The 24,775-nt window shown below is 46.0% G+C and carries 28 protein-coding genes and 1 other annotated feature; of the genes, 7 read left to right on the forward strand and 21 right to left on the reverse strand.

The annotated features are described in order from the left end of the window. Position 1: 1 nt before the first annotated feature. From trpB to TTER_RS06405, 13 genes are all read right to left on the reverse strand, one after another. Positions 2 to 1,231, reverse strand: coding sequence for a tryptophan synthase subunit beta (gene trpB / locus TTER_RS06345; RefSeq protein ID WP_012875192.1), 1,230 nt, complete (start codon positions 1,229 to 1,231; stop codon positions 2 to 4). After that, positions 1,228 to 1,854 carry a phosphoribosylanthranilate isomerase gene (locus TTER_RS06350; protein ID WP_012875193.1) on the reverse strand — a complete coding sequence of 209 codons (627 nt, stop codon included), beginning with the start codon at positions 1,852 to 1,854 and terminating at the stop codon, positions 1,228 to 1,230. The genes trpB and TTER_RS06350 overlap by 4 nt, the downstream gene beginning before the upstream one ends. Next, on the reverse strand, positions 1,838 to 2,644 hold the full coding sequence (gene trpC / locus TTER_RS06355) for an indole-3-glycerol phosphate synthase TrpC (protein ID WP_041424849.1): 807 nt from the start codon (positions 2,642 to 2,644) through the stop codon (positions 1,838 to 1,840). Before trpC ends, TTER_RS06350 begins: the two co-directional genes overlap by 17 nt. Before the next feature lie 11 nt (positions 2,645 to 2,655). After that, positions 2,656 to 3,702 (reverse strand): tryptophan--tRNA ligase, encoded by a 1,047-nt coding sequence (gene trpS / locus TTER_RS06360; protein WP_012875195.1) that lies wholly within the window; start codon positions 3,700 to 3,702, stop codon positions 2,656 to 2,658. Between the two features lie 21 nt (positions 3,703 to 3,723). Next, positions 3,724 to 4,764, reverse strand: coding sequence for an anthranilate phosphoribosyltransferase (trpD, locus tag TTER_RS06365; protein WP_012875196.1), 1,041 nt, complete (start codon positions 4,762 to 4,764; stop codon positions 3,724 to 3,726). Between the two features lie 3 nt (positions 4,765 to 4,767). Next, positions 4,768 to 5,364, reverse strand: a complete 597-nt coding sequence (locus TTER_RS06370; RefSeq protein ID WP_012875197.1) for an anthranilate synthase component II — start codon at positions 5,362 to 5,364, stop codon at positions 4,768 to 4,770. After that, entirely contained in the window at positions 5,345 to 6,847 is a 1,503-nt protein-coding gene (trpE, locus tag TTER_RS06375) for an anthranilate synthase component I (RefSeq protein ID WP_012875198.1), read from the reverse strand. Before trpE ends, TTER_RS06370 begins: the two co-directional genes overlap by 20 nt. A gap of 55 nt (positions 6,848 to 6,902) precedes the next feature. Then, positions 6,903 to 7,150, reverse strand: a binding site (T-box leader). Positions 7,151 to 7,231: 81 nt separating this feature from the next. Beyond that, entirely contained in the window at positions 7,232 to 7,768 is a 537-nt protein-coding gene (locus TTER_RS06380; protein WP_012875199.1) for an antibiotic biosynthesis monooxygenase family protein, read from the reverse strand. Positions 7,769 to 7,801: 33 nt separating this feature from the next. Then, a complete protein-coding gene (locus tag TTER_RS06385; RefSeq protein ID WP_012875200.1) occupies positions 7,802 to 8,518 on the reverse strand; it encodes a PspA/IM30 family protein in 717 nt (238 codons plus the stop codon). A 27-nt stretch (positions 8,519 to 8,545) separates the two neighbouring features. Beyond that, a complete protein-coding gene (locus TTER_RS06390) occupies positions 8,546 to 9,715 on the reverse strand; it encodes a DUF4178 domain-containing protein (protein ID WP_012875201.1) in 1,170 nt (389 codons plus the stop codon). A gap of 27 nt (positions 9,716 to 9,742) precedes the next feature. After that, on the reverse strand, positions 9,743 to 11,692 hold the full coding sequence (locus TTER_RS06395) for a DUF2207 domain-containing protein (protein WP_012875202.1): 1,950 nt from the start codon (positions 11,690 to 11,692) through the stop codon (positions 9,743 to 9,745). Positions 11,693 to 11,922: 230 nt separating this feature from the next. Beyond that, a complete protein-coding gene (locus TTER_RS06400) occupies positions 11,923 to 12,654 on the reverse strand; it encodes a hypothetical protein (RefSeq protein ID WP_012875203.1) in 732 nt (243 codons plus the stop codon). Positions 12,655 to 12,675: 21 nt separating this feature from the next. Beyond that, on the reverse strand, positions 12,676 to 13,035 hold the full coding sequence (locus tag TTER_RS06405) for a hypothetical protein (RefSeq protein ID WP_012875204.1): 360 nt from the start codon (positions 13,033 to 13,035) through the stop codon (positions 12,676 to 12,678). 169 nt (positions 13,036 to 13,204) lie between these two features. On the opposite strand from TTER_RS06405, the gene TTER_RS06410 reads away from it, so the two are divergent. Beyond that, positions 13,205 to 13,516: a YtxH domain-containing protein gene (locus tag TTER_RS06410; RefSeq protein ID WP_012875205.1), complete on the forward strand. Its 312-nt coding sequence runs from the start codon at positions 13,205 to 13,207 to the stop codon at positions 13,514 to 13,516. Positions 13,517 to 13,625: 109 nt separating this feature from the next. After that, on the forward strand, positions 13,626 to 14,363 hold the full coding sequence (locus tag TTER_RS06415) for a rhomboid family intramembrane serine protease (protein WP_012875206.1): 738 nt from the start codon (positions 13,626 to 13,628) through the stop codon (positions 14,361 to 14,363). Here TTER_RS06415 and coaBC read toward each other — a convergent pair whose 3' ends face one another. From coaBC to TTER_RS15340, 4 genes are read right to left on the reverse strand one after another with little or no spacing between them, the layout of a single operon-like run. Then, positions 14,364 to 15,557, reverse strand: coding sequence for a bifunctional phosphopantothenoylcysteine decarboxylase/phosphopantothenate--cysteine ligase CoaBC (coaBC, locus tag TTER_RS06420; RefSeq protein WP_012875207.1), 1,194 nt, complete (start codon positions 15,555 to 15,557; stop codon positions 14,364 to 14,366). Further along, positions 15,550 to 16,338 (reverse strand): type III pantothenate kinase, encoded by a 789-nt coding sequence (locus tag TTER_RS06425; RefSeq protein WP_012875208.1) that lies wholly within the window; start codon positions 16,336 to 16,338, stop codon positions 15,550 to 15,552. Before TTER_RS06425 ends, coaBC begins: the two co-directional genes overlap by 8 nt. 3 nt (positions 16,339 to 16,341) lie before the next feature. Continuing rightward, positions 16,342 to 17,211, reverse strand: coding sequence for a pantoate--beta-alanine ligase (panC, locus tag TTER_RS06430; protein WP_012875209.1), 870 nt, complete (start codon positions 17,209 to 17,211; stop codon positions 16,342 to 16,344). After that, entirely contained in the window at positions 17,208 to 18,083 is an 876-nt protein-coding gene (locus TTER_RS15340; RefSeq protein ID WP_012875210.1) for a Rossmann-like and DUF2520 domain-containing protein, read from the reverse strand. Before TTER_RS15340 ends, panC begins: the two co-directional genes overlap by 4 nt. Positions 18,084 to 18,182: 99 nt before the next feature. Here TTER_RS15340 and TTER_RS06440 point away from each other — a divergent pair, with 99 nt between their 5' ends. From TTER_RS06440 to TTER_RS14705, 4 genes are read left to right on the forward strand one after another with little or no spacing between them, the layout of a single operon-like run. Continuing rightward, entirely contained in the window at positions 18,183 to 19,454 is a 1,272-nt protein-coding gene (locus TTER_RS06440) for a S41 family peptidase (protein WP_012875211.1), read from the forward strand. A 44-nt stretch (positions 19,455 to 19,498) separates the two neighbouring features. After that, entirely contained in the window at positions 19,499 to 20,437 is a 939-nt protein-coding gene (locus TTER_RS06445; RefSeq protein ID WP_012875212.1) for a helix-turn-helix domain-containing protein, read from the forward strand. Beyond that, positions 20,428 to 21,027: a CDP-diacylglycerol--glycerol-3-phosphate 3-phosphatidyltransferase gene (gene pgsA, locus TTER_RS06450; RefSeq protein ID WP_041424400.1), complete on the forward strand. Its 600-nt coding sequence runs from the start codon at positions 20,428 to 20,430 to the stop codon at positions 21,025 to 21,027. The genes TTER_RS06445 and pgsA overlap by 10 nt, the downstream gene beginning before the upstream one ends. A 26-nt stretch (positions 21,028 to 21,053) precedes the next feature. Then, positions 21,054 to 21,776, forward strand: a complete 723-nt coding sequence (locus tag TTER_RS14705) for a hypothetical protein (protein ID WP_012875214.1) — start codon at positions 21,054 to 21,056, stop codon at positions 21,774 to 21,776. On the opposite strand, the gene TTER_RS06460 is transcribed toward TTER_RS14705, so the two are convergent. From TTER_RS06460 to rplS, 3 genes are read right to left on the reverse strand one after another with little or no spacing between them, the layout of a single operon-like run. Then, positions 21,773 to 22,150: a YraN family protein gene (locus tag TTER_RS06460; protein WP_012875215.1), complete on the reverse strand. Its 378-nt coding sequence runs from the start codon at positions 22,148 to 22,150 to the stop codon at positions 21,773 to 21,775. The two genes, TTER_RS14705 and TTER_RS06460, sit on opposite strands and share 4 nt — an antisense overlap. After that, a complete protein-coding gene (locus tag TTER_RS06465) occupies positions 22,143 to 22,802 on the reverse strand; it encodes a ribonuclease HII (protein WP_012875216.1) in 660 nt (219 codons plus the stop codon). The genes TTER_RS06460 and TTER_RS06465 overlap by 8 nt, the downstream gene beginning before the upstream one ends. 10 nt (positions 22,803 to 22,812) lie before the next feature. Further along, the gene (gene rplS / locus TTER_RS06470; RefSeq protein WP_012875217.1) at positions 22,813 to 23,169 is read right to left on the reverse strand and encodes a 50S ribosomal protein L19; all 357 of its coding nucleotides are present in this window, start codon (positions 23,167 to 23,169) and stop codon (positions 22,813 to 22,815) included. A gap of 224 nt (positions 23,170 to 23,393) precedes the next feature. On the opposite strand from rplS, the gene TTER_RS06475 reads away from it, so the two are divergent. Continuing rightward, complete coding sequence (locus TTER_RS06475) at positions 23,394 to 23,843, forward strand: hypothetical protein (RefSeq protein ID WP_012875218.1); 450 nt, start codon at positions 23,394 to 23,396, stop codon at positions 23,841 to 23,843. A gap of 5 nt (positions 23,844 to 23,848) precedes the next feature. On the opposite strand, the gene TTER_RS06480 is transcribed toward TTER_RS06475, so the two are convergent. Further along, positions 23,849 to 24,571, reverse strand: a complete 723-nt coding sequence (locus TTER_RS06480; RefSeq protein WP_169302640.1) for a GNAT family N-acetyltransferase — start codon at positions 24,569 to 24,571, stop codon at positions 23,849 to 23,851. Positions 24,572 to 24,775: the final 204 nt, after the last annotated feature.

Genomic DNA, 24,775 nt, shown 5'->3' on the forward strand with positions numbered 1-24,775 from the left:
ATTAGGCACCTACCTCCTGAGCAGGACCAACTATGGTCCCGAGATCTTTATCCCCACGCCCGGAGAGATTGATGAGTATTAAGCTGTCAGTAGACATTTGAGGAGCTAATCTAGCGGCGTAGGCAACAGCATGTGCAGACTCCAGAGCAGGGATAATACCTTCTGTACGAGAAAGAAGCTTGAATGCCTCAAGAGCCTCATCGTCATTGACGCTGGTATACTCCGCGCGTCCTATATCCTTGAGATATGAGTGTTCTGGGCCAACCCCGGGGTAATCAAGGCCTGCACTAATACTATGCGTACCCATGATTTGGCCGTTCTCATCTTGCAGTAGATACATGGCAGCCCCGTGAAGGACACCGTAGCTGCCTGCTACGAGGGTAGCAGCATGTTTACCAGAGCTTATACCCAGGCCGCCTGCCTCAACCCCAACGAGCTTTACATCTTTGTCCTCAATGAACGGATAGAATATGCCCATTGAGTTGCTTCCTCCCCCCACGCAGGCAACTATAATATCTGGTAAACGTCCCACCTTAGATAGAAACTGCTCCCTTGACTCTTTTCCGATCACTGATTGAAAATCCCGCACTATCATAGGGTAAGGATGTGGTCCCACAACTGACCCTATAAGATAAAAGGTCTCTCTAACATTGGTAACCCAATCCCTTATCGCCTCGTTGATAGCATCCTTGAGAGTTCTGGTACCAGATTCGACGGGCACCACAGTGGCACCCAAGAGCTCCATTCTATATACATTCAGTTTTTGCCTTTCAACATCCTCGGAACCCATATAGACCACGCAGTCTAGACCCAACATGGCGCAGACGGTAGCAGTAGCCACACCATGTTGACCAGCTCCAGTTTCGGCTATTATCCTTCTCTTGCCCATCTTGCGAGCAAGTAGAGCCTGTCCCAGAGCGTTGTTTATCTTATGAGCACCTGTATGCGCTAGATCCTCCCTCTTGAGATATATTTGGGCACCACCCAGGATCTCAGACAGTCTTTTGGCATGATATAAGGGAGTAGGCCTACCCACATAATCCTTCAGCAGCTGGTTAAGCTCTTGCTGGAATTCGGGATCATCTTTGATGGAAGCGTAAGCCTCTTCTAACTCATCCAAAGCAGGCACCAAAGTCTCAGGAACGTACCTGCCCCCATACCTACCAAACTTACCTTTATTATCGGGATAGTGGCTACCTATAGCAGAAAAAGAACTTGTATTCTCAGTCATACTTCCACACCCTTTACAGCTTCTATAAAAGCTTTCATTTTGATAGGATCTTTGACGCCATCAGTCTCGATCCCACTACTTACATCCACGGCCTTAGGGCGCACCATTCTTATAGCTTCCTGCACGTTAGCCGGACTTAAACCTCCTGCTAACATGACAGGATAGAAAGTCGATATCTCCCGGGCTATGGACCAGTCAAATACTCTCCCTGTACCTCCCATCTTGTCCTTAGAGTATGTATCCAGAAGGATCATCTCACATAAAGGTTTATAGATCTCAACTCGAGATCTAGTGGTATAAGCATCTAGGACGTGAATAGCTTTGATCACTGGTTTCCGGATATAGGAAATGATCTCTGGTTTTTCATCCCCTGAAAGCTGTACTAAATCCAAACCTACGAGATCTGCAACTTCATTAAGCCTTTCTGGGGTTTCATTAACAAAAACCCCAACCAATTTGATATCACCTCTCAGTTGATCAGCTATACGCGCGGCATCTTCAGGACTTACGTATCTAATAGATTTCTCATAAAATACAAATCCTAAGTAGTCGACACCAAGCTGCGAAGCTAGACGTGCATGTTCAAGCGTCTTGATGCCACAAAACTTAACCTCGACGCTCACCCCTCAGCTCCTCTATCTTCTTAGCAGGATCACCTGAGACAACAAGGGCTTCACCTACCAACACAGCATCGGCTCCAGCTGCCTGTACGCTTTCCACGTCAGATCTACTAAAGATACCGCTTTCCGAGATCACTAGTACCTCTGAATCAGTACGATCACGAATATATGGAGCCAATCGCTGAGTAACTTCAATCGTGGTATGGAAGCTTTCCAAGTCTCTGTTGTTTATGCCGATTAGACGAGCTCCTGACGCCAACGCCAGGTCTACATCTTCTTCATCATGAACTTCTACAAGAGCATCCATACCAAGCTCAGAGGCAGCATTTATGAGACAGGCAAGTTTGTCTCCAGTCAGCGCCCTAACTATAAGCAGTATGGCGTCCGCGCCATTAGCCCTGCTCTCAACTACCTGGTACTCATCAAGAATAAAGTCCTTGCGCAACACCGGGATACCAACCTGGGAGCTCACACTTTGAAGATCATCAAGCGATCCACCGAAGTATTTCTCATCAGTCAGTACACTTATAGCTGATGCTCGTGCATTCTGATAAACCCGAGCCATCCAGACAGGATCGAGAGTTGTGTTCAGATCTCCTTTCGATGGAGAGCGGCGCTTGACCTCCGCAATAACCCCCACTGTGTTTACCGTGCGCAGTGCTTTGTATAAGGACCGCGGTGGTCGGACTCGATCAAGCCTGCTTATGAGGACATGTTCAGGATTAATATTGCGCCTTTCCCTGATTTCCTCGAGCTTGTTATCAATGATCTCGCTTAGGAAATTCTTGCTCATAGTCAACTGTATTACTCCAAACCCACAGCTTTCTTGACAGCATTCAGAACTACTGCAGATGTCTCGCGTGCACGCTCAGCTCCCTGAGCCAGAACGTTCTCCAGATAAGATGGATCCTGTCTTATATCACGATACCTCTCCTGGAGAGGAGCCAGGTACTCAACCAACCTTTCAGCAAGCTCCCGCTTAAGATCGGCATAACCCTTTCCTTCAAAGTGAGCCTCTATCTCCTCCTCGGATTGACCAGTGACAGCCTGATAAATAGTTAGAAGGTTATACAAACCTGGCCTTTCCGGGTCGAACTTTATATCTCTACCAGGGTCAGTCACTGCCCTAGCAATCTTCTTCCTGATATCATCTGGACTATCCAAAAGCCTAATAGCATGGTATCTACTCTTCTCACTCTTGCTCATCTTCTTGGTAGGATCATCCAGTCCCATCACGCGAGCACCATACTTAGGTATGTATGGTTCAGGTATGGCCAATGTATCACCAAACAGTCGATTGAACCTCTCAGCCAGATCCCGCGCAAGCTCAAGATGCTGCTTTTGATCCTCTCCTACGGGCACATAGAGAGGTACTGGGGGAACGTTTCCATATAGCAGGATATCTGCAGCCTGAAGCACAGGGTAATCAAAGAGCCCGACACTGGACCTCTCTCTATCACCCTTCGATTTTTCTTTGAACTGAGTCATGCGTTCCAGCCACCCCATTGGTGCGATGCAGTTAAGTATCCAGCAAAGCTCAGTATGAGCTGGGACATGCGACTGCACGAATATAGTCGATACCTTTGGATCCACTCCGCAGGCGATATATAGCGCTGCCACCTCTCTTGTCTTTTCGTAAAGCTCCTTAGGATCCTGAGGGGTGGTGATAGCATGCATATTGACTATGCAGAAGAAGGAGTCATGCTCGTACTGCATAGCAACCCAGTTCTTGATAGCGCCTATATAGTTGCCTATATGTAGGTCCCCGGTGGGCATGATTCCAGATAAAACCCGAGACTTGGGGGCCTGGGATAGATTGGCTGGAACCTTTTCAAGCTCAGAAACGCTCAATGTAATGACCTCCTAATCACCCTAATTTTCTTCAGCAAACCTATGAGTCGCACCTATGAAAGCGTCCAACTTCTCCATAGCAGCTCCTTCATCGATGACACGAGCCGCAATCTCCAAGCCCTCTTTCAGATTTTCAGCTACATCCGCCGCTACTAAGCCCGCAGCAGCGTTTATTAGAACTACATCTCTAGCTGGGCCTGAGGTACCAGTGAGAACTTTCCTAGTAATATCAGCATTAGTTTCTCTATCGCCTCCGCGTAAACTCTGAGTTGAAGAAGATCTAAATCCAAACTGCTCTGGACAGATCTCGTACCTGCTTATCTTCCCATCCTTAAGTTCGTATACCATGCTAGGACCAGATAGCGTTATCTCATCAAGGCCATCCTCTCCATGCACAACCAACGCATGTACGGAACCCAGCTCACGCAATGCCTCTATCATCTTCGATGCTAAGGCACTATCAGCTACCCCTAGCACTTGTCTTCTTGCTCCAGCAGGGTTAGTAAGAGGTCCCAGTATGTTGAATATAGTCCTTACTCTCATTTCCCTTCTTGGACCTGCTGCATACTTCATAGCTGGATGGAACAGAGGAGCAAACATAAAGCCCATACCAGTATCCTCTATAACTCTCTCTACAGCAGTAGGGCCAAGGTCAATCCTCGCTCCTAAGGCTTCTAAAACATCGGCTGATCCACACCTGCTACTCATAGCCCTATTACCATGCTTGGCAACCTTGGCACCAGCTGCAGCTATAACGAAAGCAGCAGTAGTACTTATATTGAAAGTGTCAGCCTTATCTCCACCAGTTCCACAGGTATCTACGACATCACCCTTGACATTTACCCTCAGAGCCTTACGACGCATCACCGAGGCAAAACCTGCTATCTCATCTATAGTTTCCCCCTTCAAGTGCAAACCCATCATTATGGCACCGAACTGAGCACCAGTAACTTGCCCCTCCATTATCAGGTCCATAACTGCCTCAGCCTGATCTCGAGTCAGAGATTTACCTTGGCTAAGTAAGTGTATTGCCTCATAAATTACTGACACATCCCTTTCCATGACCTAAGCTCCTATTAGCTGTAATGGCTCTTTGAGATCCACGTTAAGGAAGTTTGCAAGTATCTTGGATCCATATTCGGTCAACACACTCTCAGGGTGGAACTGTACTCCCTCGACAGGCATACTTCTATGTCTTAATCCCATAATCAAGCCGTTAGAAGTTTGGGCAACGATCTCTAACTCATCACTGATGGACGATCTATCTACTACCAAAGAATGATAACGCACTGCCTCAAAGGGAGAAGGTATGTCTCTAAATACCCCTTTACCTGTGTGGTATATAAGGCTGGTCTTGCCATGTAGAAGCTCACCAGCATTCACTATCCTTCCACCGAAAACCTGGCCGATACATTGCATACCCAGGCAAACCCCAAGTATTGGCAACTTGCCACCTAAACTCTTTATAACCTCGCATGATATACCTGCATCATCTGGAGTCCCCGGGCCTGGCGAGATAACGATACGATCAGGAGCCATGTTTTGGATATCACTTATAGTGATCTCATCATTTCTATAAACTAAGACCTCCTGCCCAAGCTGCGAAAGCATCTGATACAAGTTATATGTAAAGCTATCATAGTTATCTATTAACAGCAGCATTAGCATTCTCCTTTGAGAAACTCTCAGCCATACCAATTGCTCTCATCAAAGCCCTGGCCTTGTTTCGGGTCTCTTGGTACTCCCTAGCAGGCTCACTGTCAGCGACAATTCCAGCTCCTGCCTGGACATGCGCTAGCCCATCCTTCATCAGGATAGTTCGTATAGTTATCGCCATATCCAGATTCCCACCATAGCCGAAGTAACCCAATGCGCCCGCATAAGGCCCTCTCTGCTCTCTTTCCAGATCTGCTATGATCTCCATAGCTCTTATCTTGGGTGCGCCAGAAACAGTTCCCGCAGGGAAGCAAGCTCTAAGGGCTTCCCATGAAGGATAATCATCCCTTAACCTACCAACCACGTGAGATACTAAATGCATCACGTGAGAATACCTCTCTACATCCATTAACTGGGTAACTCGGACTGTGCCAGGGATAGATACCCTGCCAATATCATTTCTTCCCAAATCAACTAGCATGATATGCTCTGCTCTTTCCTTGGGATCGGCTCGCAACTCCTCCTCTAAGCGCTTATCTTCGTCTTCATCTTTACCCCTGGGTCTTGTACCCGCAATTGGATGCGTACTAACTTCACCATCCTGCACACGTACCAGCATCTCGGGGCTAGCACCTACCAATGAGATATCACCCATCTGAAGCAAGAACATATAAGGAGATGGATTAATAGCTCTAAGAGCTCTATACACATCCATAGGAGTAGCAATGGTTTGCCTTGTCCATCTTTGAGATAGAACTACTTGGATGATGTCTCCTTGAGCTATGTAACGCTTAGCTTTCTCTACAGCATCACAAAATTCTTCAGGAGTCATATTCGATTGGATATCTAAGTCCTCAGAAGGGACTTCCGCATCAACCTGAGATAGGCGTTGAGGTAAAGAAAGTCTATCTATAAAGCTATCTATACGCTCAATAGCCCTCCCATAGGAGCCAGATAAATCCTCATCTACTAGGGTGTTACTAAGAACGATAGCTCTGTGCCTAAGCCTATCAAATATAAGAATGGTATCAACAAACATCAATATCGCATCGGGAACATCTATAGCCCTTTCTCGAGCCAGCGGCAATCTTTCCCATAGAGAGGCACATTCATAACCTATATACCCCACTGCCCCACCAAGAAACCTCGGCAGATTTCTCGGTTTGCCCACTATCGGCCTGGACAGTCTCTGGCTAACGAGATCCAGGGGATCATTTGTATCCAGAGGAATTAGATGCTCATCCTGCAAAACTATAGAACCATCTCGCGAAAAGATAGCTATAGCCTGCGGATCAGAACCTAGAAAGCTATAACGGGCCATCCTTTCGCCACCCTCAACGCTTTCAAGCAAAAATCCGTAGTCAGAAGATAGCAACTTAGCATAAGCAGATAGAGGCGTTTCCAAATCCGCGAGGATCTCTTTATATATCGGAACTATTACTCCTGGCTTAGCTATCTTCTTGAAAGTTTCAAAGTCGGGTGCGTACACTGCCTATTCTCCTAACTAAGGCTGCTTAAAATTCAAAGCCCTCCGTCCCAGACAAGCTGGGGACGGAGGGCTTCCGCGGTGCCACCCCAATTAGGCCTAAGGCCTCACTCAGGAGGTACGGGAGACACAAGCTCCGATACCTCTCTCCTTGTAACGGCGGAGACTCCGGCGAAGCCTACTTGCAGGAAGCTTTCGGTTCGCAGCTCCCAGGCCCATTCAGCATTCGCGCTGGCACCGGCTCACACCTAACCCGGCTCTCTGAGCCCCGCTTGAATGCCTACTATTCCTGTTCAAAGCCTTTCAAAATATTTTCTTTGTGGAGAGTATACAACTTGACCAACGGATAATCAAGACTAGCTATAGTAACAATGGTCAGACTTCAGTTTATCGAACATGATCATGCCAAACATTAGGTGGTAAAGAATCCGGGGCCTCACTAGGATCGAAGAACGCTCTCATTGTCCATTCAGGATGTTCGTACCCGCTGGCCCTGGCTTCCTGCATTACTCTGTCAGCCTGATTGATGGCCTCACGCGCATTGGGGCACACAGCTATCAATCTGAAGCGCTGAGCAGGTCGCATACGCACATATACAGCATAATATAATGGCTTTTCATACTCGACCCAGGGATGAGCTTCAAACACCCTGTCCCAAAGCACTTCTTCTATATACGGGGACAAAGCCTCCTGACGCCTTGCCATCTGAGGGCTTTCTTTGAAGCGTTTTATAGTCTCCAGTGAATCAAAGTAGCCTACACCCCACATCTCATTAGGATCATCGGTAGGCAGCAATACATAAACTGTAGGGCCTCCCGGTTCATTTGGAGAAACCGGCAGAGCATTGCCTGGATCATGCCATGCCTTTAGAAATTCCTTCATAAGACCTGGTTTTATACGACGTGCGGTGATCCAGACGTACACTTCTCATCTCCTAATATAAGGTATTGACAGAAATCACTGTTCGGAAGATTCCTTCGAAGTACCTTCTGGCAGCGACTCCTGTGCAGAACCTGCAGTCAATTGTCTCTTCAGCTCCTGTAGCTGCGCTTCTATCTGACTGTCCCCTTCCAAGGCAGCGAACTGCTCATCTAGGGAGCTTGCCGATAGCTCGGCTTCAGCCTCAGCTCTAGCCTCCTCTAGCCTTATCCTCTCTTCCATACGTCCAAGCTCAGCAGCAGGATCCATCGTATTGAGCTGTGCACTTATGGTAGCGACCTTACGCTGAGTCTCAGCTCGCTTATGTCGGGCAATCAGGACTTCTCTGTTTCTTCTAGCGTCCTCATACTTGCTTTCTAGAGCCTGAAGCTCATTCTTCAACTTGTCAACTATCTTTCTCTGGGCATCTAGCTGCTGCTCATAGACACTGGCATTTTCCAAATAGTCGTTATATCTGCGGAGCGCCTCTCTAGCCAGATCATCACGTCCCTTTTGAACTGCCAACTCTGCCTTCTGTCGCCACTCATTAGCTAACGACCTGTTTCTTTCCAAATTAGCCTCTATGATCTTCTCCTGAGCTATCATTTCCGCAACCTGAGCTCTAGCTTCAGCGATGGCACTAGCCATGTCGCGAATGATCTGATCTATCATAGCTTCAGGGTCTTCGGCCTTATCCAGCATGGCATTGATGTTAGCCCTAAGTATCGTACCTATACGCTCTATAATGCTTGCCATCTTTCCCCTCCTTACCATCTCTCGATTCTATTCCTTTCTGTCTTCAGATCTTCTCTTCCAAACCGATATGTTTTCAGGACGCTCCCATCTTCCCGAGAATATTTTGTTCTCATCCTGCCAAGTCTCAACCCAGAGAAAGCCTTCACTCGAATCATATCTTCTGTATGTAACAATTAGCCCACCTCTCGATCCGCTAGCCCCGGTAACTTCAACAAGTGCCGTGCCATCGATCGCAGCCCGATAACTTTTACCCTCACTAGTAAAAGAGTCTCCCTCTGGTATGACTATGCCAGTGACCCTATGCATGATGCCTATACGGGTACCGCCGTCCGCGACATAAAGCCATGTGTCATCCTTAGAAGACAGCATATATGTCCACCAAATCTTATCTCTATCCCTCCATTCAAGCCTAGCGCTGATAAGATAGTCTTTTTCCTCGTAGGTAACCGCATCCCCCGGCGACAAACTAGTAAAGTCGGACAGATTGGTTGCCCCCACAGGAGCCACATCGCTCAGAAGCTCAGCTACAGTCGGTAAAGCTCTAGAGTGAGTGCCAGCAACAAGCGCATATCTTCGATTTATAGCGTCCTCAAGGTTATCAGTTATAGAGGCAAGCTCCGATATGGAGCTAGTACGAGAAGATTGATTGGATAAATCTCCAGTGAGCTTGGATACAGAATCTTCCAACTTTTCAACTAGACCTTGCAGGGCGCTATCCACGCTTTGCACAGCTATATCACTACCTGGTGAGCCAAGTAGTGATTCAGGGCTAGCTAATCGGTCGTACGCAGACCTCTGTAACACTCGAGATGCACCTTCAAGCCTCACTGTGATGTCTTCCAGCATAAGGCAAGAGGTAGGATCTAAAGTGGATTCCTCCAATTGGAGAATTTTCTTGATTCTATCGCGTTGCAATTCTATGATCTCAGCTATCTGTGCTCTAGAAAGAGTTTCTACTTCCAAAGCCTTCTGCTTAGACACAATAAATTGCTCGCGCTCCTTCTCCTTGGATCCCTGCATAAAAAGATATGCGCCACCAAAGACCAGCGGAAGCGCCAAGATAACTACGACAGATAAGCCTAATATCTTCCCTCCTGTACTGCCGGCTGAGGTTAGAGTCCAGACAAGACAAAGGAAACCCAGAGCTATCCCAGCAGCAGCTATGAGAGCACCCCAAAACCTGCCCTGAGGGATCATCCTAGTTTCTCCAAAAAATCCTTGTCACTAACTGAAACCAGCCCCGCCTCCTCCACTACCTCCTCCAAATCCGCCGGCACCACCGCCTCCCCAATGTGAGCTGCCGAAAGCATCAGAAGCCATATCCAGTAAGTCCGCAAGTCCAGCGCTAGAACGGTCAAGTACACCACGACCGTCTCCCATATTAGTTAGACCTGTATTATCATGCAGACCTTCTCCTGAGTCAACACTTCCCGAAGAACCACCGTGATGTCCAGAGCCTGAGACACCGCCAAATGGAGGGAAGATTATTATAGGTCCTGGACCAGCCCAAGGAGAGCTACCATAACCACTACGATTTAATCCTTCCCATCCATAGCTGCCTCTATACCATGATGGAGCCGGTACACCAACAGACGAAAACTTCTTGATCCACGAGTTACTAAGTCCAAAGACTGTTGCATAAGAAAGGTATTTTTCAAAGAGTTCACGCTGCTTTGCTAGGTTCTCAGTTAACTCCATCCTGGCAAGATAGTTTCTAAAGGCTAGCCATTTCTTTGCCTCTATAGCTCCTTTTACAGTACGCACTGGCATGACCTCAGATAAGGCAACTAGAGCCATGCCCAAAACTGCAAGAATAACGAATGGTAGAGCTCCAAGAAACCAGGAGACATAAGTGTTAAACAAGATAGAAACTACTAGCGCTCCTAGAACCCCTAGAATAACCACAGTCCACCCAATGCGTCGGTAAGTCTTACGTACAGACTCAGGGTTAGCCTTGAACAGGCCAAGTTCAACAACTTCCTCGTAAAGGTTAGAAGTGAATACTTGCATGCTCGCGGTAAATACCTGCTTAGCTTCAGATAGATATATTTCCTTTCTATCTCCATTGTTGAAGAACATCCATAGAAGAGCGCGTTCGTGGGGAAATAGAGAAGAATCCTTTACATCTCCAAGCAAAGTTATTCTATAGTCTCTGTTACTGCCAAGCAGATCGTTTCTTTCCACAGGTTCGAGAGAAATAACACCCTTTTCCGCAAGCGATACGATGGTACTCACCACGTCCTCAGATCCTGCTTTCCCATCTATCAGGACACCTACCAGCGGAGCTGGAAGATCACTAGGAGGCTCCTTCAACATACTTGGGCCAGGCCCCACATCAGGATCCTTACCTTTCGTATACCAAAGCAGGACTAAGAAGACAGTACCCAGCGAGGCCAATAAGACTGCTACGAACAAAGATATGAAGTTAGCTATCGGCCTTATGTTCTCAGCAATATAATCAGCCCTATCTGCAGCAGCCTGCCAGCTGGGTGGTGGACCCTCAACAATACCAGCGGGAAATTCAACCCTAACCTCAAATCCGTCATAAGCGGGAATATCGCGAACAGTAAACACAGCAGTGTTATCTGTAAATCTAGATGTTCCCCCTAACCTCTCAGGATAAGAAGCCAATGTTACCTTGGAAGGATCTATGGGCTCAGGGAAAATTATTCGTACAGTGCTGCTTTGCACAGGGAAAGCCCGATCTGGAGGCACTGCTTGCCATCTTATTTGTCGAGAGTTGGGGTAAAGCCTTACCACACCAACAGCGGTGTAGTTTATTCTAAACGTGCGCACATCACCTGCACCGGCAGTATCAAAGCTCCAAGTTATGACAACATCATTTCCTCTATGGTCGGCATTAAAGCTTAGAGGAGTAGCCTGCCCCTGTGAGTCTAATTGTTCCACCGATACATCCTTGATCTCATCTATCCGATCTAGCGGTATCGTTCTGCTCCCGTTGCGCCATGTGCCGGATAAGAACTTAACTTGTTCTATCTCAGTCACTCTTACTTCATTAGATCTAGAGATACTAAGAGTAGAGTCGAATCTTTCCCAGACAAGGGACTTATCTTGAGCATGGGTAGAGGAAGACAAGATAAAGGCGGGAAAGATGGCAATAACGAAAGTAAGCACCAGGAGAACGGAGACTCGAAGTAGGGTGTAGTTTCTCATTTGTCTATCCTGTAAATTACCCTAAGAGTAACTGATATAGCGCACACTAGGAGAAGCACAGCTGTACACTTGGCTATCAAGTTCTTCCTTTCCACAAGAGTTGCGAACAAAGGCCGAGCGAAATCTAACCTAACGGCTAACTTATACCATGTTGGTTGCTTACTGACAGTGTTCATTATCTAAGCCCCAGCATCTCCCTAGGTAACAACTCAGAACAGCATAGAGAGGTTTCAACGACTTTCGTGTTCGCTAGGAGAACTAGCAAATACAATAGATGGTAGATTGATGTGGATACCCCTGGAATCTATACCTATGACGTTATTTAGATCGAGTTCGAACTCATTGTTTTGCGTACGTACCACAAATTTATTTTGGTATTTGGATTCAACAACACCTATATTTCTGGAATCCGAAGACCATACTGGGCTGCCTATCTCTATCTGAGATGATCGAAATAGTCCTCCTCCGGATTCAAAATCCCACTCTATGGGATGTACGTTCTCCGCACCTATGGACTTCAATAAGGCTATCAACTGTTCAGATGGAACTGAAGAAGATTTAACGGTGATCAAGGATTCTCTGATCTCATCATAAGAACTACTTCTAGGCCTGCTGTATATAAAAGCCACTGCAGATAGCAGACCAAGTAAAGCAGCTCCAAGAAAGGTTCCAGAAATAACCGCCCCCCAAGCATGAGAGGCGGCAAAACGACCTATACCATGAAGATCAAAGACTCCAAGAGACAGAATCCACCCTATCAAACCACCTAATATTGCACCACTTAATATTCCGGTGAATAGCTCCTCAGGTAGTCCCTCACTATCCAGCGAGGTGGAAATAATCCGGGAAGATTGGTGGATTACGGCTATATCTGAGGGCTCTACGCCTATTTCCCTAAGCTTCTCGACAGCTCGAGTACAATCTTCTTCTCTCAGAAATATTGCCAAAACGGCTTGAGACATAACAAATGCTCCAACATCGAGCTAAGACTCTTTCTTAGGGTTCAAAGCATTGGCTTCTAGATCCTTTTGAACTTCAGCTGGTTCATGCTTGGAGTCTGCCCAGTGGTAGAGATAGGTGGATACATAATCAGCTGGAACATCTCCCCAACCGGTCAGCAATTTCTTCTCAGCTTCTGAATTGAGCATAACACCATTAGAGCCTATATGCTCAACTGCTTCCACGGGAATAGGAACTGAATGCTCAGACAAGCGAAGCCAAGCTCGCCTCTTGTCAGGGGAGACTAATATCTCCTCAATGGTTCCAAGCAGCTGCGGACCATTGGAGGATAGCACGAGCATGCCAACCCTAATAGCATCTAGTCTGGGTCTACTATGAGCCACCTAAACCCTCCATAATCAGGATTTAAAACAGAAATATGGCATATTTCTTGCTTCTCTCTTACCGTGGCTAAGCCTCAGAAGTAATCTAAGATTGATAGTATCATAATTGCGGCGAGTTTACACAGGTTAGACCAAAGACCGAAAGAAGAGAAATCTTAAGGAGGAAAAAGTGAGCAAGCTAATAACTGCAATTAAGTGGTTTGTGTACGGATTGACCTTCGGTATACTATTTGCCCCGCGTAGCGGTAGGGAAACCAGGGCACAAATCGTACAGTGGCTTACCGGTTATGTTTCTGATGTTCTCGATGCAAGCAGCCAAACTATAGATAGAACAGCAAGGCGTACTCAGGAAGTAGTGGAACAGGCTCAACGAGCTACTGAAAGAGCAGGAGAAAAGGCTGAGTCAATGCAGTCATCAGCTAGCGAAAACATATCTAATGCGTCCGAACAGATAAGACATTCGGGGCCGGATACCCATTAGAACACAAATTCAGTAACTAAAGAAGCTCTTGCTAGTGATGCTGCTGGAGATTGATCTATTATTATCCAGCAGCATATTCATATAATTCCAACCATATTGTGGAGAAGATATGATCCCGATCTCTGATGTCAACTATAGAGCTAGGTTTCCGTTTGTTAACCTGACGCTAATTGCTATAAACATACTCGTTTACATATATGAAGCCAGCTTAGGGGGAATTAACTTAACTGCAAACACCGCATCGATAGAGGCTTTCTTCACTAGGTGGGCAGTTATTCCAGTAGAGTACACCCTTGGAAGGGATATAGGTGCTCCATCACCACACCCTATATTCATCACCCTCTTTACCGCTATGTTCATGCATGCAGGTTTGCTTCATATAGGTGGCAACATGCTTTACCTATGGGTATTTGGAGATAACGTCGAAGCTAATATGGGACATGTAAAGTATCTTATCTTCTACCTTGCATGTGGCATAATAGCTGGCATTACACATATCCTTTTCAATAGACTATCACCAATCCCCAGTGTGGGAGCAAGCGGTGCTATAGCTGGTGTGCTTGCTGCCTATTTAGTACTGTTTCCACGAGCCAATATAAGAACACTAGTAATATTTTTCTACTTCATCACTACCACCTATATACCAGCTCTGATACTTATAGGAATCTGGATACTGCTACAGGTATTCCAAGGTATAGCTGATCTTGGCGCGCCCACAGCCCAGACAGGAGGAGTCGCCGTTTGGGCACACATAGGTGGATTCGTTGCTGGATTGATGTTGGTCTTCCTATTTCGAGGAAGAGAGGTCAAGGTAACGCCAAGAGGTTATTATGATCCAAGGTTATAACTACCTGGAAAGGAGATAATTCGCCAAGTAAGATATTATCTTCTGAGCTACATCCTCCTTAGGTAATTTAGGAAGTTCAAGGTAATCATTATCTTTAGAAATAATGACTACCTTTGCATATTCAGAGCCGATCGTCTCAACAGCATCGTTTGCGATAATAACATCCAAGTTCTTCTTAGTTAGTTTGGCCTTGGCGTTTTGTATTAAGTTCTCCGTCTCAGCTGCAAATCCAACCTTAGCAATTGGTACCTCACTAATCGAAGCTAGTATATCTTGTGTTTCAACTAGTCTGACTACTAGGTCCTCGCCAGTCTTCTTCATCTTGGAAGGACTTATCTGCGCAGGTGCGTAGTCGGCAACTGCGGCAGCCATGATAAGCATGGCTGCATCGGAGACAGCAGAACTTACCGCTTCTAACATCTCAGCAGATGTCTCGACTCTTACTACCTCTGCCCCCCAAGGCAATGATTCTTGCACTGAATTCGTGACAATAAGAGTTACATCAGCCCCCATATCGATCGCTGCTTGGGATAGAGCCAAACCCATCTTACCTGATGATCTGTTGCCTATATACCTGACTGGATCAAGAGGCTCTCTGGTACCACCAGCTGTAATTACCAGTTTTCTGCCCTGCAGAGGGCCTTTCCGACCTAGATGCCACCTAATAGCCCCCAAGATATCTTCTGGGTCAGGAAGTCTCCCATACCCGACATCACCTGAGGCCAGATCACCATAGCCCGGCTGCATTACCGTCACACCACGCTCCACCAGCCTGTGAACGTGGGACTGAACGACGCTGCTCGTCCACATTTGATCGTTCATAGCAGGAATAACAATAAGAGGGGCATTACAGGCGAGAGCAGTCAGACTAACAATATCTGATGCAAGCCCTAAGGCTATTTTCCCCATAGTGTTAGCAGTAGCAGGGGCGATCACCATCAGGTCGGCATTACGAGACAGTTCAACATGTATCTCGGGGTGGTCAGGAGATGCATCCCAAGCCGAGGTATATACTCGGTTCTTGCTCAATGCCTGAAAGGTGAGTGGAGTAACGAACCTCGTAGCAGATCGGGTCATTATCACATGCACATCCGCACCTAGCAAAGCAAGGTCACGCACCACTTGAACGACTTTATAAGCGGCGATACTTCCACTAACACCGAATACTACCTTCTTGCCTTGAAATCTACTCATGCAAAGACTCTTCCGGCTTGGGAGTGTTGAGGTAATACATGAACCTAATTCCATCGATGGTGAGATCTGGGTCTATGTAATCAAAGATCTTAGTAGCTTGTGAGACAACACCCACAAGTCCACCAGTACCTATTACTTTACATGGTCCCACCTGCTCATGAATCGCTGCTACAAGGCCATTTACCATAGCTGCATAGCCCAGCACAATGCCTGATTGCATAGCCTCAACAGTATTCTTCCCAATAGGTTTAGGTGGCGGCACTAGCTCTACTTCGTGCAGCTTAGCAGTAAACCTTCTTAGAGCTTCAGCAGATATCACTATCCCTGGCGCTATAGCACCACCTATGTAATTTCCTTCTTTAGATATCACATCAAAGGTAGTTGCTGTGCCAAAATCAACAACAATTGCTGGTCCCCCGTATTTCTCTCTGGTAGCTAGGGCATTGACCACGCGATCAGCACCAACTTCCTTAGGGTTATCAGTAAGGATTTGGATACCCGTACGCACGCCGGGAGCTACCACAAAGGGATCTAAGTGAAAATGACAAACAGCCATATTTCTTAGTTCGGTAGTAACGCTTGGCACCACGCTGCTAATACCTATATGGTCAATGTGATCAGTAGTTAAATTTGCAAGATGAAGTAGTTCGCTTATGACCGCTGCCCATTCATCTGCAGTACGCGTACTGCTAGTACTAATACGCCAACGAGCGATCCATCTAGAGTGGTCATGTACTCCTATGGCTACGTTCGTGTTGCCTACATCAATGGCCATGAACATAATTTACCGCCTATCGAGATCTATTACTTCTTCTTCAAACCCTAGAACTATATTATCTATCAATCGCGCCCGACCTATATGTGCAGCAAGTGAAACTAAAGCCTTATTACCAGCTAAGGAATCAAGCTCTTCAAGTGTGTAAGGATCGGCAATACTGATGTACTCTAGGCGTATCAAAGGCTGCTGTGATAGGAGTTCGCGAGCAGCATTCTTTAGATTGTCACAAGAAGTTTCGCCCGCCAGCCATCTATCCCTTACTAGCATCAAAGCTTGATACAAGGTAGGAGCGACTAATCTCTCTTCAGGCGTCAAGTATACATTTCTAGAGGACATAGCAAGGCCATCATCTTCCCGCACCGTAGGGCAAGGTACCAACTTGACAGGGATATGAAGCTCTGTCACAACACGATGCAATACAACTATTTGCTGAGCATCTTTCTGCCCAAAGAAAGCCATATCTGGCCCTATTATGTTAAACAGCTTGCATACAATTGTGGCTACGCCCTTGAAGTGTCCAGGCCTCTTTGCTCCCTCAAGCTTATTAGCTATTGGTCCTGGGTCAACTATGACATCCATTCCCAGTGGGTACATCTCTTGTACACTCGGGGAGAATACAGCATCAACGCCTTCCGAAGACAAGATACGAATATCTCTTTCTATATCCCGGGGATAACTATCGTAGTCCTCGCTAGGACCGAACTGAGTTGGGTTAACAAAAATACTAACTATCGTATGATCACAAAGCTGTTTAGACTTTCTTATTAACGAAACATGGCCTTGATGCAGATAACCCATAGTAGGGACAAAACCAACCGTGCCAGTGAGGCGTCTTCTAAAGGATCGAATGTCATCTACTGTTTCAAAGACTCTCATAATCCTAACAAACTATCAAGTTGATCTATAGGTATGTGTTTACCTTTGCCTTTTTTAATATGCTCCAAAAGTAATAGTCCAAGCGATTTGTAGGCCGTGAGCGCTTTGTATAGTTCAGCATTCTCCAAGTACTGCAAATGCTTATGTAGAGTTATAATGTCCCCTCTTGATAGTGGTCCTGTGATGGCATTCTCCAACCCCAGCTCCGATGCGTTCTGCAGAGCACCAACAGCGAGCGAGATAACTGCTCTATAAGCCTGATCTTGTGGTATGCCTGCCTTCTCAAGTAAGTATCTAGATTCTAGCAATAAAGCAATCAGATAGTTAGAGGCCATGACAGCCGATATATGATATGGAACTCTACTCACATTACGGAGGTCAAAGAAATCGAGAGCTATGCTCCTGACAATATCGGATAGGAGTTGAAAGACAGGATCGGGAGCATCAATTCCCACAAAGGATTTAGATAACAACTTCCAGGAGTCTCTTGAGGCTAAGGTCTGGTAAGGATGAAATATACCGATCAATCCGCCAGATGCACGTACAGGTTCGAGAACATCAATGTCAAGGGTACCGCTAGTATGGACTATGCACTTACCTTCAAGAGAGCTTGGACATCTGGCTAATTGATAGGCAACTTGTTGTATAAACCTATCTGGAATACATATGAAAACGACATCCGCGCGTAGAAGAACATCGTAAGTAGTAAGGCACAAATTCGCTGACACGCTCTTACATAGGTCAACAGCCCTATTCCAAGATCGACTATAGATAGCACTAACTTGCCACCCGGATCTATAAAGCGCCATGGCCAAGGCTGAGGCAGCTTTACCTGCCCCAATGAAGCCTATCCTTAGCTGTGAGTATTGCACCTCAAGAGTCAATTTCCTGTGGATATTCTAGCTTAGAAGTTACCTAAGAATAGGGGTATCATGTAGGGAGAGCAACATAAATCGATGAAAGGGGAAAGCATGTCAAGCAAGTGGAAGAGCTTTCTTATAGGTGTTACCACCACGTTATTAGTCCTACTTATATTCTTTATGGGCATATTTACGGGCTATGTTTATTCAGAAAGAGGCGGCAGACTCACTAATATTGCGTCTTTATTTACAGACAATAAGCCGCAGGATCAGTCGACCGACCAAGTTTGGAAAGTACTCCAAGAAACCTATCAACTTATAAACCAGGAATACTATGGCAGACCCGTAGACAGCAAGAAGCTACTTTATGGAGCAGCCGAGGGAATGGTAGGCACCCTCGGTGATCCCTACAGCACCTTCTTACCACCACAACAGGCTGAGTATCTCCAACAAGAGATGAGCGGTAAATTCGAAGGGATCGGTGTTTACGTAGAATTCAATGGCAAGCAACCCGTGATTGTTGCACCAATTGACAACTCTCCGGCTGAAAAAGCTGGGCTACGAAGAGGAGATATCATCGTAGCAGTCAATGGTGAAGACGTTTCAAAGATGGATAGCAATGAAGTAATAAGCAAGATCAGAGGTCCTAAGGGAACACCAGTAACTCTTACGATCAAGAGAGGAGATAAGACTTTCGATGTGAAAATTTACAGAGCAGACATCAAAGTCCCACAAGTTAGCTATCAACTAGTAAATGGAAATATCGGTTACATTAGAGTAACTATATTCGGAGACAATACTACATCAGAGCTAGATAAGGCTATAAATCAAGCCAAAAAGGATAAGGTTAAAGGGGTAATATTGGACCTAAGAGATAACGGTGGTGGATGGGTACAAGCTGCTAGAGAAATGCTAGGCAGATTTCTCAACGGCGGGGTAGCTATGTATGAAGATACCACCAAGGGACCAGGCGGAGAACACCCGCTGGATGTCATCACTGGCAAAGTAAGTATGTATGATCTTCCTATGGTCGTACTTGTAAACAAGGGCACCGCAAGTGCTAGCGAGATAGTATCTGGAGCACTGCAAGCCAGGGGTAGAGCAGAACTCGTTGGAGAAAAAACATTTGGGAAAGGATCAGAGCAAAGGGTCCATACTATGGCGGATGGCTCGAGCGTGCATATTACTGTAGCCCACTGGCTTACACCCGATAAGAAAGATATAAACGGCAAAGGGTTAACGCCGGATTATATAGTAAAAAGTACAGAACAAGATAACGGTACAAGTGGTCCTCAGTTCGAGAAAGCAATAGAAGTACTCAAGCAAAAGATAGCAAATCAGGGATTTAGGGTTCCTGATAGGGTTAGTGCCCTGGTGCCCTAAACATCACTATAATAGGCAGTCAGAGAAAATCATCTGGAGGACCTATGCAAGACATAGGGGAAGCTCTTCGGGATGCTAGGCTTTCCAAAGGACTAACGTACGAATATGTATCGCAAATTATAAAGATACGTCCCGAATTCCTCAAAGCTATGGAGGAAAACAGGTTTGATCTTCTGCCCGGGGCGTTCTATGCTAAGAACTTCCTGCGTCGATATGCGGACTTTCTTGGGCTGGATTCTGATGCATTAGTGGAGTCTTTCAACGAGCTAGAAGCTGCTCATGAACAACATATATCGGCAGCTGCAAATACCGTGAGCAAAGGCCATATTAGCCCAAGTTTTGGAGCTATAGCTGTAGCGCTTGTACTAATCGCCGCCATAGCTGTACTCGCATACGGGGTAGTAGTTAGTCCAAGGAACAAGCATGTTGCAGAAGTAATACCTACACCTAGTATATTCCCAACTATTCCACCAACTACTCCCACTCCGACTGTATCAAGAATAGTCAACGTACCCACACCAACTCTCGTTAGTCAATCTAAGTCCACCCCTACTGTTCAGCCTAGCCCAACACCAACGTCAACGCCTAACAACAGTCAGAAAACAGCAGGAAATAATGAGGATAAAAGGCAGAGCGCTGATAACCAAAGAAGTACAGATAAAAGGAAAAATCAGCGTTCTCATAAGACACGCAAAGAATCGAAAAAAAAGGTCGCTGGAAACGTTATAGCGCATATTAAGACCCTAGCTATTGGCAACGTGGTAGTTAGGGCAGATGGGGATGTAGTTTTCTCTGGAACAATGAAACCAGGCCAGGAGAAAGACTTCGGCGCATACAATCAGCTATATATATACTCTAATAATGCCCAAAATCTTCTAGTATCTGTGAATGGTTGCAGTGCCAAGACATTAGATCAGTATGGATGCCCAGGTTGTGTCATTGCCTATTACTACTTTCCAAGCAATTACTATAGATGCTCGTGATAGGTCAGACAGTTCGATTAGCCGACGCCATCAGTATAGCGAGAATTCTAGCAGTTCCTATAATATTAGGATTTGTACTGTGGCATCCTCCTTCTCTCTTTGTTCCAGCGGCTGCCATATTCCTTATAGCAGCCATCTCTGATTTGCTGGATGGCTACGTTGCGCGCAGATCAGGCAAGGCTAGCACATTGGGTATATATCTCGACTTGGTGGCGGACAAGATACTGACCTCGTGTGTACTTTTAGTCTTTGTGGACTTGGGAATACTCCCTACATGGCCGGCAGCCCTTATTATAACTAGAGAGTTTATAGTATCCGGACTGAGAACAGTGGCCGCGGCAGAGGGTTTGATAATACCTGCTGCAGCTTGGGGAAAACACAAGACACTCGTCACAAACGCTGCTATATTCATGCTTTTCCTAGCTTTCGCTGGAAGTGAACTACCTGCGAATATGTCTATCTCAAGTGTAACGCCAGTGCAGATATTTGCCTATTTCATAATGTATATAGCGGTTATTCTTACCATCACAAGCGGCCTAAGATATGTGTACAATGCCAGACACGTTCTCTTCCAAATGATGAAACACTAGACTTATCGGTCACGTCATAAATAGAGATGAGTATAGTAAGACTAAATACCGTAGCTTTCATCTGCTTGACCTTGCTCTGTATGGCTTGTGGCGTCAGCAAAACAGGATACAACGCCACACAGGAAACCAGTTGGAAAACGGCCCAGATCTCCCCGACAAACACGCCTGTCCCTGCTATAACCACCGCAATTACACCAACGATACCAGTGGAGGCTACCCCTTCCGCTCAGCAGCTGGCAGTAGCTACAGCAGTCGATTATCTTAGTCGGAGACTTAACACAGATCCAAGACTTATTAGAGTAATACAAGTTATTCCCAAGGAGTGGCCAGATACATCCTTAGGTTGTGCCGAAAAAGATAAGTCATATAATCAAGTCATGACTCCTGGCTATATAATCTTACTCAAATACGACAACCAAAGATTTGAAGTTCATACCGATAAGAACGGGAACGCAGTAATGTGCAGTAAAGATGAGAGCAAAAACCCCAACGTGGGTGGTTCACCTATTGAAGAAAGAGCTATCATTGCTGCCAAGAGAGAGCTGGCTAGCAAGAAGGGTCTGCAGTTAGGTGAGATCGAATTAGTAAGTATTACATCTCGGAACTGGAGCGATAGCTCCCTCGGATGCCCAGAACCCGGAATGATGTATATGCAGGTAATAACGCCAGGATACGTAGTCAAGTTGAAGGCTAGGGACAATATATACGAGGTACATACCGACAGGAATGGAAGAGCTGTGTTGTGCTAGTCGTAGTCGCCGGGCATAATACAATTCTGTATATGATTTGAGTCTATTACTCGCCCGCTACGAGAGATCGTAACAGTCACTGCATCAAACCTCACCGGCGGATCCTTCTCCCCGTCATAACATTCAAAAATCCATATCTTAGCTAGGGTAAGTAACTGCCTGGCTTTATGCATATCTATAGATTCCTCAGGAGTACCCAAACTTAGGCTGGAACGGGTCTTGACCTCGACAAATACGATTTCATCTTTGTCCTGGAAGATAATATCTATCTCGCCTTGTCGGCATCGCCAATTTCGCGCAATAAGTTTATATCCCTTTGATAACAAGAAATTACAGGCATAATCCTCCCCAATACGCCCAAGAGATTTACTCATGTTGTGCACCTAGCACAGTGCTTATGGGAGCGAATGAGCGCCTATGTTGAGGGGTAACACCATAGATAGCTATCTCAGCCTGATGCTCGCGTGTGCCATAACCCTTATGCTTATGAAAGCTGAAACCTGGGACGTATTCTGTAAGATCTGCCATGTATCGATCTCTCAAAACCTTAGCTACCACAGAAGCAGCAGCTATAGATAAACAGAGAGCATCACCATCAACTATCGCTACCTGATTAATAGAACAAGCCCTAATCTTGAACGCATCAATCAAAAGTACATCTGGTAAATCGGCATCTCGTAAGGCGCGTAGCCAAGCCAGCTCAGTAGCCCTAGATATACCCAAAGTATCGATCTCATCAGGAGTACTTGCGCCAATGCCGATATATAATGCCGATGCTTTTATGGCTTCGTAAGCTAACTCCCTTCTGTTAGGTGATAGCACTTTAGAGTCCCTAACGACCTCAGCAAGGGACTCTAAAGTGCTGAGGTCAGGAGGAAGTACCACTACAGCCCCAAATACTGGCCCAGCCCAGGCACCTCGACCGGCCTCATCTAGACCAGCCACGTAAGCATAACCCTGGCGCCACAGAGTAGGCTCGAATGGGTGAAATCCCTTTTCCTCTATAGGGGCTATTGAAGCGCACATAGCACTTACTCTACTGAGTGCGCTTCTCCTTTAATCTAGCAGCCTTACCACGAAGATTTCTTAGATAATAGATCTTAGCGCGACGCACCTTAGCGCGCCTTACAACCTCAATTTTGTCGATGCGCGGCGAGTGCAACAGAAAGTTGCGCTCGACCCCAATTCCATGGGAAGCGATCCTTCTTACGGTAAAGTTTTCAGCTATACCACTACCTCTGCGTCGAAGCACTACGCCTTCGAACACCTGAATTCTCTCACGGTTACCTTCCACAACTCGAGCATGGACGCGCACAGTATCACCAGGACCGAAGTCCGGTATATCAGATCTTAGTTGCTGTTGAGCAACAGAAGCTAGAACCTCTTGGGACATCGAAATCACACTCCTAGTATTAAGAATGTTTTAGCCAACTTTTGTGTGAAGATAAGAGTTTTTACACGAAAAGAACGCCAACAGGCATTTTACTGATTTACAACAGCCGGTGTCAAAGTGTTCTCGTACGCCATGCTAATCAATAAATCCCCTGCGCAGATATTGACAACCCCTCCTAACTAGACTATAAATTGCTAGAAAGGCGGTTATTTCGGGGGACGAAGATGCATAAGTACGAGAAGGAAATAGAGGAAATAATAGCACGACTTGAATCCAAAGAATCCCCAAGACGCACAACCTCCAAGACTTATAGGGATATCCCCCCGGTGCTGCCGCGCCGTAGAATGTCTTTTTCAGCAATCATGAATAAGGTAGCAGGTAGGCTTGGTTCAGGCTTAAGGGATAGCGAACTGCTGATATCAGGCGTGCTACTAATCTTTATATCGTCTACACTACTCTCAGGGCTTGGTGTTATCCAGGATTGGATAGCCGTGATCGGTGCAATCCTCTTCTTACTACCAAGCGTTTTCGGTGCTCTAAGGTGGAGACCTCAAGATAGACCTGAGAAGCTATGGCGAGGCAGGCCTGTGGATGATAGCAGTCCTTGGGATAACATGATAGACAGGTTTAATGGCTCGTCTAGGGATTTTAGAGACAGGTTTAAGAGGCGCTAGTTTTTTTATCCTAGATACTTTCCGTATATCTTGTAACCACCTCTGCATAATTTGAAACCGAATGACGAATATAGTTTGAAAGACCTTTCGTTAGTTTCTTGAGTGCTTAGCTGCGCATACTTAGCTCCCATGACATGTAGCTGCCTAAGAGCCCAGGATAGTAGTTGCGCCCCATATCCCCTACCTTGAAAGTTTGGCCTAACAGCTAACCTATCTATATGCCCCCAATCGTCATAGAGAGTCAGACTTACATAGCCAATAGGTTCTTCAGATTTGTAGGCCACCCACGCATGAACTCCAGGGGAATCAAGATATTCTTCAAATTCCCTCCGGGAGTTCCGCCAGAGCCATGGAAAAGAGTCCCAATCTATTGCTATTAGTTCAGCTATCCCCCTTTTGAGCACTGATTGTATTTCCAATTCCACACTTAACTCAGGCCCAGGTATATGAGTGTTCCTCAGCACCAATACTGTTTCCAAGCAAGAAACCTTGACGGTATGATAGAAGTGAGCAGCTGATTTGTATTCGGTAGGGTCTACAATAATTGCTCCAGCAGTGTTGATTATGGATTCCATAAGAGATGTCCACAAAGCTGGCCTATATCTGTCGCCCCTGGATTCTAATATCTCAACTATGTCATCTCTGTTCCTCCATGGACCTGCTATAAGATACGCATTCGTACCAGGCACATACCATGACATACCTGGGTATTTAGCAACATGTTGCACTAAATCTTCCCGGGAAAGAAGACTGGTCCATGGAAGCCTCAGATTAGAGGCCCTTTGTGGATCAAGTGGAACCGGTAACGCAAACTGCATTCCCTAGAGTTACCTGCTTTCAGTGACTACTGTGTTATTTTACTCCCTGGATAGATGAAGTATAAACAAATGAGATATATGCTACAGCATTGGAAGTATAAACTGAATAGTGTT

It is taken from the genome of Thermobaculum terrenum ATCC BAA-798 (genome assembly GCF_000025005.1).
Lineage (GTDB): Bacteria > Chloroflexota > Chloroflexia > Thermobaculales > Thermobaculaceae > Thermobaculum > Thermobaculum terrenum.

What these genes read in the sequence shown, in the direction of transcription:
- TTER_RS14705 (WP_012875214.1), top strand. Translation starts at nt 21,054, where the DNA reads ATGAGTATAGTAAGACTAAATACCGTAGCTTTCATCTGCTTGACCTTG.
- rplS (WP_012875217.1), bottom strand. Translation starts at nt 23,169, where the DNA reads ATGTCCCAAGAGGTTCTAGCTTCTGTTGCTCAACAGCAACTAAGATCT.
- trpC (WP_041424849.1), bottom strand. Translation starts at nt 2,644, where the DNA reads ATGAGCAAGAATTTCCTAAGCGAGATCATTGATAACAAGCTCGAGGAA.
- pgsA (WP_041424400.1), top strand. Translation starts at nt 20,428, where the DNA reads ATGCTCGTGATAGGTCAGACAGTTCGATTAGCCGACGCCATCAGTATA.
- trpB (WP_012875192.1), bottom strand. Translation starts at nt 1,231, where the DNA reads ATGACTGAGAATACAAGTTCTTTTTCTGCTATAGGTAGCCACTATCCC.
- TTER_RS06395 (WP_012875202.1), bottom strand. Translation starts at nt 11,692, where the DNA reads ATGAGAAACTACACCCTACTTCGAGTCTCCGTTCTCCTGGTGCTTACT.
- TTER_RS06390 (WP_012875201.1), bottom strand. Translation starts at nt 9,715, where the DNA reads ATGATCCCTCAGGGCAGGTTTTGGGGTGCTCTCATAGCTGCTGCTGGG.
- TTER_RS06385 (WP_012875200.1), bottom strand. Translation starts at nt 8,518, where the DNA reads ATGGCAAGCATTATAGAGCGTATAGGTACGATACTTAGGGCTAACATC.
- coaBC (WP_012875207.1), bottom strand. Translation starts at nt 15,557, where the DNA reads ATGAGTAGATTTCAAGGCAAGAAGGTAGTATTCGGTGTTAGTGGAAGT.
- TTER_RS06400 (WP_012875203.1), bottom strand. Translation starts at nt 12,654, where the DNA reads ATGTCTCAAGCCGTTTTGGCAATATTTCTGAGAGAAGAAGATTGTACT.
- panC (WP_012875209.1), bottom strand. Translation starts at nt 17,211, where the DNA reads ATGAGAGTCTTTGAAACAGTAGATGACATTCGATCCTTTAGAAGACGC.
- TTER_RS06440 (WP_012875211.1), top strand. Translation starts at nt 18,183, where the DNA reads ATGTCAAGCAAGTGGAAGAGCTTTCTTATAGGTGTTACCACCACGTTA.
- TTER_RS06370 (WP_012875197.1), bottom strand. Translation starts at nt 5,364, where the DNA reads ATGCTGCTGTTAATAGATAACTATGATAGCTTTACATATAACTTGTAT.
- TTER_RS06460 (WP_012875215.1), bottom strand. Translation starts at nt 22,150, where the DNA reads ATGAGTAAATCTCTTGGGCGTATTGGGGAGGATTATGCCTGTAATTTC.
- TTER_RS06445 (WP_012875212.1), top strand. Translation starts at nt 19,499, where the DNA reads ATGCAAGACATAGGGGAAGCTCTTCGGGATGCTAGGCTTTCCAAAGGA.
- trpD (WP_012875196.1), bottom strand. Translation starts at nt 4,764, where the DNA reads ATGGAAAGGGATGTGTCAGTAATTTATGAGGCAATACACTTACTTAGC.
- TTER_RS06425 (WP_012875208.1), bottom strand. Translation starts at nt 16,338, where the DNA reads ATGTTCATGGCCATTGATGTAGGCAACACGAACGTAGCCATAGGAGTA.
- TTER_RS06415 (WP_012875206.1), top strand. Translation starts at nt 13,626, where the DNA reads ATGATCCCGATCTCTGATGTCAACTATAGAGCTAGGTTTCCGTTTGTT.
- TTER_RS06465 (WP_012875216.1), bottom strand. Translation starts at nt 22,802, where the DNA reads ATGTGCGCTTCAATAGCCCCTATAGAGGAAAAGGGATTTCACCCATTC.
- TTER_RS06475 (WP_012875218.1), top strand. Translation starts at nt 23,394, where the DNA reads ATGCATAAGTACGAGAAGGAAATAGAGGAAATAATAGCACGACTTGAA.